This window comes from Desulfospira joergensenii DSM 10085, assembly GCF_000420085.1.
Lineage (GTDB): Bacteria > Desulfobacterota > Desulfobacteria > Desulfobacterales > Desulfobacteraceae > Desulfospira > Desulfospira joergensenii.
In genome coordinates this window covers 408,329-421,336 of sequence record NZ_ATUG01000001.1, presented here as the reverse complement: position 1 = coordinate 421,336, position 13,008 = coordinate 408,329, and the positions used below count along the sequence as shown (strand labels likewise).

Here is a 13,008-nt window from a genome sequence, read left to right as displayed (position 1 = left end):
CCCCCTGGTTATAAACCGTCAATTATCTTATTCAGGATTTGGCTCGGCCGCATCCGGCTTTCTGTTTTTGCGGGATCGGGCTGAAAGTATCCTCCGATATCCACAGGCTCTCCCTGGGCCTCCAACAGCTCTTTGGCAATCCGGGTCTCATTTTCCCTGAGCTGTTGAGCCACCCCGGAAAATTTTCTTTTCATATCCTGGTCATCGGACTGGCCGGCCAGGGCCTCTGCCCAGAACAGGGCGATATAAAAGCTGGCCCCCCGGTTGTCCGGTTCATTGACTTTCCGAGAGGGGGTTTTCCCCTGTTCCAGGTAGTTCCCGATGGCCCGGTCCAGGGCCCGGGCCAGGATCCCGGCTTTTTCGTTTTTATCGGCATTGGCTGCCAGTTCCAGGGAGGGAACCAGGGCGCAGTATTCACCCAGGGAGTCCCATCTTAAGTGACCTTCTTTTAAAAACTGATCCACATGTTTGGGAGCTGAACCGCCGGCACCGGTTTCAAAGAGACCGCCGCCCTTGAGAAGGGGAACAATGGAGAGCATCCTGGAACTGGTTCCCAGCTCCAGGATGGGAAAAAGATCGGTCAGATAGTCCCTGAGCACATTGCCGGTAACGGAAATGGTGTCTTCGCCTCTCCGGACCCGCTCCAGGGTGAATGCCATGGCCTTGTCCGGCGGCAGGAGCCTTATATCCAGCCCTGTCTTGTCATGCTTAGGCAGAAATTCCAGCACCTTTTTCCTGATTTCCCGGTCATGGCCCCGTTCCGGGTCCAGCCAGAACACGGCCGGACTGTCCGTGGCCTTGGCCCTGGCAATCCCCAGTCTTACCCAGTCCTGGAGAGCGATATCCCGGGTCTGGCACATGCGGAAGATATCCCCCTGATCCACCTCCTGGGAAAGCAGGCATCTGCCTTGTTCATCCACGATTTGGATGGTGCCCTTGGCCTCTGCCTCAAAGGTCTTATCGTGGGATCCGTATTCCTCGGCCTTTTTGGCCATGAGCCCAACGTTGGACACGCTGCCCATGGAGGCCGGATCAAACTGGCCGTGGGCCTTGCAGTCTTCAATGACAGCCTGGTACATGGTTGCATAGCTCCGGTCCGGAATCATGGCTACGGTATCCTGGAGCTTTCCGTCCCGGTTCCACATCCGGCCGCCGTCCCGGATGATATTGGGCATGGAGGCATCCACGATGACGTTGTTGGGCAGATGGAGGTTGGTGATTCCCTTGTCTGAATCCACCATGGCAAGGTCCGGCCTCTGCTCATAAACGGCCTGGATCTCCCTTTGGATTTCCTCCCGGGTTTCCCGGGGAAGGGCCTTGAGCTTGTCGAGGATATCGGCCAGCCCGTTGTTGACATTGGCTCCCACCGATTCCAGGGCAGTGGCGTGCTTTTCCAGGACATCCCTGAAAAATACGGAAACGCAGTGGCCGAACATGATGGGGTCGGAAACCTTCATCATGGTGGCCTTTAAGTGAAGGGAAAGCAGTCCCCCCTCTTTTTTGGCATTGTCCATTTCCCGGGCATAAAAATCCCGCAGTGCCTTAATGTTCATGACCGCCGTGTCCACCACCTCTCCCTCTGTAAGGGAAAGATCCTTTTTTAGGAGGGTTGTTTCTCCGTCCAGGGCCTTGAATTCGATCCGGACCGTGCACGGCCGGTCCAGGGTGAGGGAGGTTTCGGTGCCGAAAAAATCCTTTTCCGTCATATGGGCCACCCGTGCCCCGGAGCCTGAGTCCGGCCAGGCTTTCATCATCTTATGGGGATTTTTTCTGGCAAAGGATTTTACGGAAACCGGGGCCCGCCGGTCTGAGTTGCCTTCCCGTAAAACCGGGTTGACCGCAGAGCCCAGGACCTTTGCATACCGGGTCTGAATCTCCTTTTGTTCTGAAGTCTCCGGGGCCGGGGGATAGTCGGGAATCTTGTATCCTTTTTCCTGGAGTTCCTTTATTGCCGCCTGGAGCTGGGGGATGGAGGCGCTGATATTGGGCAGTTTGATGATGTTGGTCCTGTCCAGTTTTACCCGCCGGCCCAGTTCTTCCAGATGATCCGGGACCTGCTGGTCCCGGGTCAGGCAATGGGGAAAAGCGGCAAGGATCCTGCCGGCAAGGGAGATATCAAAGAGATCGATTTCAATGCCGGCCTCCCGTAAAAAAGATCTAACGATGGGGAGAAGGGAATAACCTGCCAGGGCAGGGGCCTCGTCGGTTTTTGTCCAGATGATTTTCTGCATATATAAAGGTCCACTTCTTTAATTGTCAATTATCAATTGTCCTACAGGTCCTTGAACACCAGCTTCCCGCCGATGTGGCCGGCAATGCCGGCGGCGGCCAGCATGACCAGGTTGAGGAGAATAAATACCCATGCCTTGGGAGAATGGATCACTCCAGGATCTATGAGGTACCAGACCAGGCCGATGACCGCCGATGTCGTGGTCAGGACGGCTGCCGTGATTTTGATCTTAAAGATCAGGGTCATGGCTCCGTTGTATTTTTTCTGCCATTCAAATATTCCCGTGGCCAGAACAATGGGAAGGGATAGAACCACAAAGATCAGGTTGATAAAAGCGGCCTTGGACAGCAATTCGTTCCCAAAGATCCAGGCCCCGAACCACAGGAGAAAAACAACCGGCAGAAGTCCGTTGGGAGAGTGCACCGACACCGGGTGGGCATGGTGTTTGACCAGAATGGATTTCACCTTTTCCAGACCGGTTTCCTCGACCACGGGTTCCGGCTCAGGCGGGGGAGCGGTTTTTCCTTTTTCAGCTTGAGCCGGTTCGGCCGGACGGGGTTTTCTCGGTTTCGGCGTTTTTTCCGGGATATCAGCCTCGTCGATTTCCTTGAATTTACTTGCCGGGACACCACAGACCGGGCATTTTTCAGGGGGCTCGTCTCCCCGGTGGATATATCCGCAAACCGTACACTGCCAGATTTTCATAATCGTATTTTTATCCTTAATCTATAGTTTCGGTAAAAGCTCAAAGCCAAAAGTCTAAAGGCAAAAGCGGAAAATAGCAATTCAAAAAGCTTCTGCCCTTTGACTGGCTCATCGATTTTCCATATCCGTCCAGACACACTCATCCGGCCCGCAATACTCCCCCACATAATCGGCTCCCGGGCGGTAAAGGGAGGGCTTTGGCGCGGCCATGGCAAACTGCTCCTCTATGACATGGGCAGCCCAGCCGCTGGTTCTTGAGATGGCGAACAGGGGGGTGAACAGGTCCGTGGCAATGCCCATGGCATGGAAAAGGGATGCGGAATAAAAATCCACGTTGCAGTAAATCTGTCTCTGCTTTTTATCCATGAAAGCCTTCTTGGCTTTCACCTCAAGCTCCCGGGAGAGTTCGTACCACTGGGGCTGGCCGGCAATCTCCCCCATTCTTTTGCTCATGGGGGCAAGCACAATGGCCCTGGGGTCGTCGGTCTGGTAGACGGCATGGCCCAGCCCCATGATCAGTCCGCCGGATTCAAGGGTCTTTTGGATATAGTCGTCAATTTTATCCGGGGAATTGATTTCCTTGAGCATTTTCATGACCCGGACATTGGCACCTCCGTGGAGGGCGCCTGAAAGGGAGCCCAGGGCTGCGGACAGGGCCGCGTACATATGGGCCTTTGTGGAGGCCACCTGCCTTGCCGTAAATGTGGATGCATTGAATGAATGCTCGGCATGGAGAACCAGGCCGGCATCGAAAAACCTTGTTGTTTCCGGGTCAGGCTTTTCCCCCTTGAGCATGTATAGAAAATTAGCGGCATGACTCAGGTCATTGTCCGGATAGACCACATCCTTGTTGTTTCTGATCCTGTCCCAGGCCGCAACAATGGTGGCAATGCCGGCAATGAGATTTTCAGCGCTGTGCAGGGCGTTTTCAAGGTTGGGTTCCAGGTCCAGGGTCTTGTCATTGCTTCCCAGCAGAGGGACGGCGGCCTGGAGCACATCCATGGGATTCATGTCATGGGGAAGAATTTTTAAAAAGGAGTAGAGGCTTTCAGGAACTTCTCTTTTCTGCTTCAGGCTTTGCTGAAACTCTTCAAGTTCCTCTTTTTGGGGAAGTCTCTCGTAGAGCAGGAGAAAGCAGACCTCTTCAAAGGTGGCGTTTTTTGCCAGATCTTCCACCAGGAACCCCCGGTAGATCAGTTTCCCCTGTTTTCCCTGGACATCGCAGATCTTGGAACTGGCAATATCCACGCCTCTCAGTCCTGTATTTTTAAGGGGTAAACACTCATCCATAGTCACCTCCTGGATTTAAAAGTTGACGATTATCAATGAACGAAAAGAGTCATTTATATATTGCCGGGAAGACCCCGTTAAAATATCTTTTCAGGGGGCCTGCGCTCGGGCACGTACTCCGATTGAATCTTGTTGTCGTTCAGGGCCTGGGATATGTAAAGCCCGCAGAAGCAGGCCCCGAATTCTTCCAGGTCCGGGGCCCTGTAATCACAGGGACAGATAATGTCCTTATCTCTGTCTTTGTCCCCGCAGGCCAGGCGGCACGGGCAGGCCATGTATCCGTATCGCTCTTTGTTTAAAACCAGGGACTCCAGCAGCTCAAACACAAGGTCCCTGTCCTTGTTGAAATAGATCTGTTTGGCTTCATTGGTCTTTTTCAGCATCTCGTACAATTTGTTGATATCCATTATTTTATACCCAGGGCCTCCTTGATTTCTTTTTCCTTAAATCCGACAATTACCTTCTCGTTTATTTTAATGGTGGGGAAGGAACACCTGGGATTCAACTCTTTGATATCCTCCAGAATGGCTTTGCGTTCCTCTCCTTCCAGGTCGTCTACTTCGATGTACTCATATTCGACTTCGCATTCGGACAGGAGCTTCTTGGTTGATTTACAATGGCTGCAAGTGCTTAGGGCATATAGTATGTTTTGGTCCTTTGCCATGTCTTCTCCTCACTTTAAAGGATTGGGTGGATGTTTCATTTTCAAAGACACCGGATTTTGAAGATTCGGCTATTTTGATACTGCACATTCTATGCCAGATTTTAGAGGCAAAGTAAACCCCGGTTTGGAGACAGATCGGCGGATAATCGGCTTGGAAAGGGTGAAGGGGATTTGGTCTGGAATTTGCAAAGAGATTTATGATAGTCTGTGATAGATTTGGGACAGAGTCATGATAGATTTGGGACAGAGTCATGATAGAGTTAAAGCAAGTTTGGAGAGGATTCCTCAACGGTTTAAAATTTATATGGACAAACAAGGAAAATTTAGCGATTATCTGTTCTGGAAGGTTAAGGAAAAAGGCCTTCATCCATGAAAGATACCAAATCGTTCTTTAAAAAACCATAAAGGCATTTCCAGGGCTTTTATTCAGAACAAAAAACCAGATGCCTCGGTTCATACATCATAAAGCTGAAACGATTCTGTTACAGGAGACAAAAATGTACCAGGATTTGATCGGCCCGAAACATAAAAAGGAGTGGGTAAATGAGTGAGTGGGTTTGTTCCGTCTGCCATGAAATTTCTTCTGGGCAGGAGCCGCCGGAGTTTTGCAGCAGATGTGATTCTGACCAGAGAATGATCATCCCCAAGGAGGATGTCCCCCAGACCCTTGAGCAGGTCAGGGACCGGGCCCGGAAAAAGTTAAAGGGGATCTGTGCGGCATATCCCTCCTGTGACGGGAGTTATGAAAAAATCTGCCAGCGGGAAGCCTATGGAAAACCCATCGGCCTCGGCGGGGCAGGCCAGGGACGCTCCTTCAGGGCAAACTCCAAGGCCCTTGAGGACCTGGAGCTGAATATGTCCGTGGTAGGAGACCATTTTGAACCGGACATGTCCTGCTCATTCCTCGGCATGGATCTGGATTTCCCGGTCCTGGCCGCATCCACGGCAGGACCGGGAAAATACAACGACGCCATGGATGAGACCAGCTTTTGCATCTCCGTACTCAAAGGAGCCCAGGAGGCCGGAACCATCGGGCTTCGAGGGGATACCTGGTTCTATACCGAGGAGAAGCATCCTTCCCTGGATTCCATGGAGGCCTGCAAGGGATTTGGGATTCCCATTTTCAAGCCCAGGTCCCAGGATGTTCTCAAGCGGCTCATTGAAAGGGCGGAAAAATTGAACTGCAGGGCCGTGGGCGTTGATCTGGACGGCAGCGGCTCCACTATCATGGCCCGCCACGGCCAGCCCGTGTTCAAAAAAAGCGTCAAAGATATCCGGGAGCTTACCGAGTTTTCATCCCTTCCCTTTATCGCCAAGGGCATCATGCTGCCGGATGAGGCCCAGAAGTGCGCCGATGCAGGGGCTGCGGCCATCGGGGTATCCAATCACGGGGGCCGGGTGCTTGATTCGACTCCGGGTACGGCCGTTATGCTGCCCCTGATCCGGAAAAAACTGGGAGACTCAATGCCCATTACCGTGGACGGCGGGGTCAGAACCGGGTATGATGTACTCAAAATGCTGGCCCTGGGTGCAGACGCCGTACTCCTGGGAAGGGATATTATCCGGGCTGCCGCCGGCGCCGGCACCCTGGGAGTGGCCCTCCATCTTGAACATATTAAAAACACCCTGAAAAAGGCCATGTTTATGACCGGAACCCGGAATATCGGGACGGCAGATTCAAGAGTTCTTTTTAATCATAAAGCTTAGCTTAGCTTCCCGGGGGGCACATTTACCCGGGAATGATAGAGGAGGCAACATGGGAAAGGTTTTAATCGTCTACGCAACAAGATCTGAAGAGACCACCGGCATCGCCAATTTGATCGCTGAGGGCGTCCGGATTGCCGGACATGAGGCGGATGTGAAAAAGTCGGTGGAGATCAGGGATGAAGAGGATTTAAAGGGGTATGACGGCTACATGTTCGGGTCGGCCACCTATCACGGGGAGATGATCACCGGCATGAAGCAGCTTCTCTTTATCGCGGAGCGGGCCGATCTGGAAGGAAAACCCGGAGGCGCCTTCGGGGCCTACGGCTGGAGCGGGGAGGCCGCCGGAAGGATTTTCGACACCATGGAGCATATCTACAACATGAAGATGGTCTCCTCAGGCCCCCTGATGCTGAAGGCAAGCTGGGTCCAGGGAGGACTCCAGGCGGCCCAGCAGTACGGAAAAGACCTGGCCGCCATGCTCTAGCGGGTTGACAACGGAGGAGGACCCCGGGGCTGTTTCTCAAAATTTATACAACAAAATCTATACAATACAACGGGAAGTGTTGACAGGACTGAATGGAAAAAATCAGAATAACCAAAGGCTTTAAAAATAAGATTCCCGGGAGACCGGACCTGAGTGTCATCACCCGTCAGGATTCCGATACCCTTGCTTTGACGGCTGTGGATATCCCCCATATCCGGCCCAAACTCCTGGTAAAAGAGGGAGAAGAGGTAAAGACCGGAACCCCCCTGTTCCATGACAAGCGGGACCGGTCCATTCAATACGTGTCTCCGGGAACAGGGCGGGTGGAGAAGATCCTGTTCGGAGAGAGAAGACGGCTCCTGGAGGTGGTGATCCGTCGGGACCGGGAAGACGAGTTCGTTGAATTTGAGCCCGTGGGCCAGGCAGAGCTGAAAGATCTTTCAAAAGAGGCCCTTGTGGACCGGCTCAAACAGGGCGGGGTCTGGCAGGGAATGAGACAGCTCCCCTTCCGGGATACGGCCGATGCTTCCCAGGATCCTCCCATGATCATCGTATGCCTTGAGGGCAACGACATCTTTTCCCCCCATCCGGGCCTGGTCCTTGGGCAGAATGTCCGGGATTTTTTGTTCGGGCTTGAGCTGCTGGCCCTGTTTTCCGGGCGAATTCTGGTGGGAGCAAGAGCAGGCCGCATGGATATTCCGGAGCCGGTAAAAAACCGGATCACCCATGTCCTGCCCGATGTCTACCCGGCCTGGGATCCGGCGGTAATCCTTTTTCAGATCAAGACGGAACCGGCCCACAACAGCGCCTGGTATATCCGGGCGGACCATCTGGTCATGATGGCCCGGTTTCTTTCCTCGGGCAAATATCCCGTGGACAAGATGGTCACCGTGACCCATTCCCGGGATTCAAGACCCCATATTCTGACCCGGCAGGGGGCCCCGGTCCGCCTGATCGCAGGGACTGCAGGGGAAAAAAGTCTCATGACCACGGGCCGGTTCAACGGCAGGGTAATGTCCATGGACCATCATCTGGGCTTTTTTGATGACACGATAAACATCATCGACGCCAATGAACAGGAGGAGATGTTCGGTTTTATCCGCCCGGGCCTGAACAAGCCCACGGTATCCAGAACATTTTTGTCCAGCCTGGTGAACTGGCCCAGGGATATGGACTGTACCCTCCACGGCGAGGAACGGGCCTGCATCTCCTGTTCCTATTGCGAGAAGATCTGCCCCAGCGATCTCATGCCCAATTTCATTGTCAAGGCCCTGCTGGCCGATGATATCGAAGAGGCCCTGTCCCTGGGACTTCTGGACTGTTGCCGATGTGGACTCTGTTCCTATGCCTGTCCGTCCAAAATTGAGCTTGCCGACATCCTTTCCAGGGGAATGGATGCCTATTATAAGGATAAATCATGAACCCCATCAGAAAACTTCTTGACCGGATTGAGCCGGATTTTACCGGGAGCGGAAAGTATAAGAAACTGGAGCCCCTGTACGACGCCACCAAGACCTTTTTCTTCCTGCCTTCTCCCATCACCCGGGTCATGCCCTTTATCCGGGACTCCCTGGACCTGAAACGGTACATGAGTTTTGTGATCCTATCCCTTATGCCGGTGCTCTTTTTCGGAATCTGGAACACCGGATACCAGGCCGGAATCGCCCGGGGGGAGTATTGGGGAATGGGGACCTGCTTTTTCAGGGGCTCCCTTTATGTGGTGCCCATCATCCTGGTTTCCTACGGAGTGGGATTTTTCTGGGAGATCCTGTTTGCGGCCCTGCGCCGCCACAAGATCAGTGAAGGCTTCCTGGTGACCGGACTGCTCTTTCCCCTGACCCTTCCTCCCACCATCCCTTTGTGGCAGGCAGCCCTGGGGATTTCCTTTGGTGTGGTCCTGGGCAAGGAGGTGTTCGGAGGCACGGGCCGGAACATCCTCAACCCGGCCCTGACCGCCCGGGCTTTTGTCTTTTTTTCCTATCCCGTATCCATGTCCGGAGAGGTCTGGCGGGCGGGAGGCCGGATGGTGGACGGGATCTCCGGGGCAACGGCCCTGGCCGTAACCGGCGGTTCCGGGGAAAGCATATCCACGGCCCTTGTCCAGAAGGGGTTCAGTCTGTCCAGTCTGTTTTTCGGACAGGTGCCCGGGTCCATCGGAGAGACCTCTGCCCTGTGCTGCCTTATCGGTGCCCTGTTTCTGATCATCACCCGCATTGCCAATTACAGGATTATCCTGGGCGGGATCGCCGGCCTGGTCGTAACCTCCATCCTCATCTACCTGATTCCCGGCGGTTCCGATACCTGGGCCAATGCAGGGCCTTTGTACCATCTCTTTGCCGGGGGGTTTTTGTTCGGTATCGTGTTCATGGCCACGGACCCGGTGTCTGCCGCGGGAACCGATCCGGCCCGGTGGATATACGGGTTTTTGATCGGGTTTCTCACCGTGATCATCCGGGTGGCCAACCCGGCTTTTGCCGAAGGGGCCATGCTGTCCATCCTGTTCATGAACGTGTTTGCCCCGCTTTTGGACTACCTGGTCATCAGGTATAGAACATCAAAGAGGATTCCCAATGTCTGACCCAAACTCTGCATCCGGTGAAAACAAGAAAAACACCACTTTCAGGGTTATCCGGTTTGCCTTTTTTCTTTCCCTGGTCTGCAGCCTGCTCATCACTGCTGCGGCCTCCGGGTTGAAACGGTTCCAGGAAGAGAACATGATCCTGGACAAAAAGGTCAATATTCTCAAGGCGGCCAATATCCTGGAAGATAAGAAACCGCCCAAAGAAGAGATCAACCGGCTCTACAAGACCCGCATCCGGGAAGTCCTGGTGGATGATTCCGGCCGGATCCTTGACACTGTGTCCTTGGAGGAGGATCCCCAGGGTCTGCACGTCTATCTCTATTTGACCGGGGATAGCATTGACGGGTATATCATTCCCATCAACACCCGAGGCCTTTGGGGAAAAATCCAAGGGTATCTGGCCTTTGAGAACGACGGCGAGACCGTGTCCGGCTTTTCCGTGTTCAGCCATTCCGAGACTCCGGGTCTGGGCGGGGAGATCGAAAGCCGCTGGTTCAGCGACAATTTCAAGGGCAAGAAGATTTTGAACTCGGAAAATAAATTCGTTTCCGTAGGCATTGCCAAGGGAGAGGCAAAGAACCTTCCCCCGGATCTTCAGGAGCACTATGTGGACGGGATCAGCGGGGCCACCCTGACCGGGAAATTTCTGTCCCAGGGCATCCGATCCACCCTGGAACGATACGAGGCCCTGTCCGTTACCTTCCGGCAGAAGAAAATGAAAGCCATTAAGAAAAAAATAAGCAGGAATGGAGAATAGAGAATTGAGACTTTTAGATATCTCCCACTATAAAGAGATCATGGTAAAGGGAACCTGGACCGAGAATCCCGTGGCCTACCAGGTACTGGGGATATGTTCGGCCCTGGCCGTTACGGTAAAGATGTCCACGGCCATTGTCATGGCCCTTGCCCTGACCCTGGTCACGGCATTTTCTTCCATGATCATCTCTTCCATGAGAAAAATGATCCCCTCCAATATCCGGATCATCGCAGAGCTGGCCGTTATCGCCTCCCTGGTCATCGTCACCGATGAAATCCTCCAGGCCTTTCTCTATGACATATCCAAACAGCTTTCCATTTTTGTGGGACTGATCATCACCAACTGTATTGTCCTGGGACGGGCAGAGGCCTATGCTCTGGCCAACAATCCCCTGGATTCATTTGTGGACGGCCTGGCCAACGGCGCCGGATACGGCATGGTCCTGATCTGTGTGGCCTTTGTCCGGGAGCTTTTGGGGGCAGGTAAATTTTTCGGATTTTCCATCATCCCCCAGTTTGTCTACGACCTGGGATATCAGAACATGGGACTCATGGTGCTGGCGCCGGGGGCCTTTTTCATCATCGGACTCCTGGTCTGGCTCAAGAACAGCCTTCCGGGCATATCCCACACGGAAAAGTAAGGAGTATCCATGGGCGATCTATTCAGTCTGTTTATCAACTCCGTGTTCATCGGCAATATCCTGCTGGCCTATTTTTTGGGGATGTGTTCTTTTATCGCCGTATCCAAGAATGTGGAAACGGCCATAGGGCTCGGATCTGCCGTGATCTTCGTGCTCACCGTCACCAGTCCCGTGAACTGGATCATCTTTCACGGTTTCCTGGCCCCGGGAGCTTTGTCCTGGGCCGGGTTTCCGGATCTGGATTTAAGTTTTTTAAAGTACATCACCTTTATTGCGGTGATCGCCGCCATGGTCCAGGCTGTGGAGATGATCATCGACCGGTATTCCCCGGCGCTCTACGCCAACCTTGGCGTGTTTCTTCCCCTGATCGCCGTGAACTGCGCCATCCTGGGAACCTCTTTGTTCATGGTGGAGCGCAACTATACTTTTATCGAGTCCATTGTTTTCGGAGCCGGGTCCGGGACCGGCTGGATGCTGGCCATCGTGTCCATGGCCGCCATCCGGCTCAAGGCCAGGTATGCGGATGTGCCCAAGGGTCTCCAGGGATTCGGCATCACCATGATCATCGCCGGCCTCATGGCCATGACCTTTATGATGTTTTCAGGAATCACGCTGTAAAGGAGGGGTTTTGATTTATCTGATCAGCATACTGGTGTTTTCCGGGGTGATCGGTATCCTGGTGACCGTACTTCTCTTTGTGGAATCCAGGGTCACCGGTGAAGGCGAACATGTGGTCACCATCAACGGGAAGGAAGAAGAGGCCCTGAAGGTCCAGGGAACCCCCACACTTTTGTCCGCCCTTGCCAGGGAGGAGATCTTTCTGCCCTCGGCCTGCGGCGGATCCGGGTCCTGTGGCATGTGCAAGTGCGAGGTCAAGGAAGGGGGCGGAGCACTTCTGCCCACGGAGATTGCCCATATTTCCCGCCAGGAAAAGCTGGCCGGCCAGCGCCTCTCCTGCCAGCTCAAGGTCAAGCAGGACATGTCCATCCAGATCCCCGAATCTATCTTTGGAATCCAGAAGGTGGAGGCCGAGGTTGTCTCCAATCAGAACGTGGCCACCTTTATCAAGGAGCTGGTGGTCCGGCCGGATACCCCCATGGATTTTGAAGCCGGGGCCTATATGCAGATCGATGTACCGGAATATGATATCCGGTTCAAGGATTTCAATATTGAATCCAAATATGTGAGCGACTGGAAAAAATACAATCTCCTGGAACTGGCGGCCAAGGGCATCAAGCAGGGATTCAGGGCCTATTCCCTGGCCAATCCCCCCTATGAAAGGGAGATCCTGGCATTCAATGTAAGGATTGCCACGCCCCCGCCGGGCACCGAGGGCATTCCCCCGGGATTCGGGTCTTCCTACGTCTTCGGCCTCAAGCCCGGGGACCGGGTCATGGTGAGCGGTCCCTACGGCGATTTCATGGCCAGGGACACGGACAATGAGATGTGTTTCATCGGAGGAGGGGCCGGCATGGCGCCCTTGCGCAGCCATATCCTCCATCAGCTCAACGGGGTGCATACCTCCCGGAAAATCAGTTTCTGGTACGGGGCCCGGTCCAAGAAGGAGATGTTCTACGATGAGGATTTCAAGGCCCTGGAAGAAAAATACGAGAATTTTACCTATCATGTGGCCCTGTCCTCCCCGGATGAGGAAGACCATTGGACCGGCCTGACCGGATTCATTCACAATCACCTCTGCGATTCCTATCTCTGCACCCATGAAGACCCCACTGAAATTGAGTTTTATCTGTGCGGCCCGCCGCCCATGATTAACGCTATCATCGAAGCCCTGTACGACTATGGGGTGGAGGATGATATGATTTTTTACGACAAATTTTAATCAATTGTTTGAACGGCGACTCCCCCGTCTGCGGCGTTGCCGCACAAATTGAGACCCCCATGTGTCCTAAATAGACTTTGGTTTCAACTTTGCTTGCACCTCACATATGG

At 53.7% G+C, this 13,008-nt stretch carries 13 protein-coding genes; 8 read left to right on the top strand and 5 right to left on the bottom strand.

What is annotated here, in order from left to right; translation table 11 throughout:
• Nucleotides 1–8: 8 nt before the first annotated feature.
• The 5 genes from F608_RS0102020 to F608_RS0102000 form a co-directional block, all read right to left on the bottom strand.
• Nucleotides 9–2,231 (bottom strand): NADP-dependent isocitrate dehydrogenase, encoded by a 2,223-nt coding sequence (locus F608_RS0102020; RefSeq protein WP_022663939.1) that lies wholly within the window; start codon nucleotides 2,229–2,231, stop codon nucleotides 9–11.
• A gap of 41 nt (nucleotides 2,232–2,272) precedes the next feature.
• On the bottom strand, nucleotides 2,273–2,935 hold the full coding sequence (locus F608_RS0102015) for a rubredoxin-like domain-containing protein (RefSeq protein WP_022663938.1): 663 nt from the start codon (nucleotides 2,933–2,935) through the stop codon (nucleotides 2,273–2,275).
• A 108-nt stretch (nucleotides 2,936–3,043) separates the two neighbouring features.
• Complete coding sequence (locus F608_RS0102010) at nucleotides 3,044–4,225, bottom strand: citrate/2-methylcitrate synthase (protein ID WP_022663937.1); 1,182 nt, start codon at nucleotides 4,223–4,225, stop codon at nucleotides 3,044–3,046.
• Nucleotides 4,226–4,302: 77 nt separating this feature from the next.
• A complete protein-coding gene (locus tag F608_RS0102005; RefSeq protein WP_022663936.1) occupies nucleotides 4,303–4,632 on the bottom strand; it encodes a ferredoxin-thioredoxin reductase catalytic domain-containing protein in 330 nt (109 codons plus the stop codon).
• Complete coding sequence (locus tag F608_RS0102000) at nucleotides 4,632–4,889, bottom strand: glutaredoxin family protein (RefSeq protein ID WP_022663935.1); 258 nt, start codon at nucleotides 4,887–4,889, stop codon at nucleotides 4,632–4,634. The genes F608_RS0102005 and F608_RS0102000 overlap by 1 nt, the downstream gene beginning before the upstream one ends.
• A 543-nt stretch (nucleotides 4,890–5,432) precedes the next feature.
• Between F608_RS0102000 and F608_RS0101990 the strand changes: the two genes are divergently transcribed.
• From F608_RS0101990 to nqrF, 8 genes are all read left to right on the top strand, one after another.
• A complete protein-coding gene (locus F608_RS0101990) occupies nucleotides 5,433–6,596 on the top strand; it encodes an alpha-hydroxy-acid oxidizing protein (RefSeq protein WP_022663933.1) in 1,164 nt (387 codons plus the stop codon).
• A 49-nt stretch (nucleotides 6,597–6,645) separates the two neighbouring features.
• The gene (locus F608_RS0101985; protein WP_022663932.1) at nucleotides 6,646–7,080 is read left to right on the top strand and encodes a flavodoxin domain-containing protein; all 435 of its coding nucleotides are present in this window, start codon (nucleotides 6,646–6,648) and stop codon (nucleotides 7,078–7,080) included.
• A 92-nt stretch (nucleotides 7,081–7,172) separates the two neighbouring features.
• On the top strand, nucleotides 7,173–8,501 hold the full coding sequence (locus F608_RS0101980) for a 4Fe-4S dicluster domain-containing protein (protein ID WP_022663931.1): 1,329 nt from the start codon (nucleotides 7,173–7,175) through the stop codon (nucleotides 8,499–8,501).
• Nucleotides 8,498–9,658, top strand: a complete 1,161-nt coding sequence (locus F608_RS0101975) for an NADH:ubiquinone reductase (Na(+)-transporting) subunit B (protein WP_022663930.1) — start codon at nucleotides 8,498–8,500, stop codon at nucleotides 9,656–9,658. Before F608_RS0101980 ends, F608_RS0101975 begins: the two co-directional genes overlap by 4 nt.
• Nucleotides 9,651–10,418, top strand: a complete 768-nt coding sequence (locus F608_RS0101970; protein ID WP_022663929.1) for an FMN-binding protein — start codon at nucleotides 9,651–9,653, stop codon at nucleotides 10,416–10,418. The genes F608_RS0101975 and F608_RS0101970 overlap by 8 nt, the downstream gene beginning before the upstream one ends.
• A 4-nt stretch (nucleotides 10,419–10,422) precedes the next feature.
• Entirely contained in the window at nucleotides 10,423–11,058 is a 636-nt protein-coding gene (locus F608_RS0101965; protein ID WP_022663928.1) for an NADH:ubiquinone reductase (Na(+)-transporting) subunit D, read from the top strand.
• A gap of 9 nt (nucleotides 11,059–11,067) precedes the next feature.
• A complete protein-coding gene (gene nqrE, locus F608_RS0101960; RefSeq protein ID WP_022663927.1) occupies nucleotides 11,068–11,676 on the top strand; it encodes an NADH:ubiquinone reductase (Na(+)-transporting) subunit E in 609 nt (202 codons plus the stop codon).
• Nucleotides 11,677–11,686: 10 nt separating this feature from the next.
• On the top strand, nucleotides 11,687–12,898 hold the full coding sequence (nqrF, locus tag F608_RS0101955; RefSeq protein ID WP_022663926.1) for an NADH:ubiquinone reductase (Na(+)-transporting) subunit F: 1,212 nt from the start codon (nucleotides 11,687–11,689) through the stop codon (nucleotides 12,896–12,898).
• Nucleotides 12,899–13,008 lie beyond the last annotated feature (110 nt).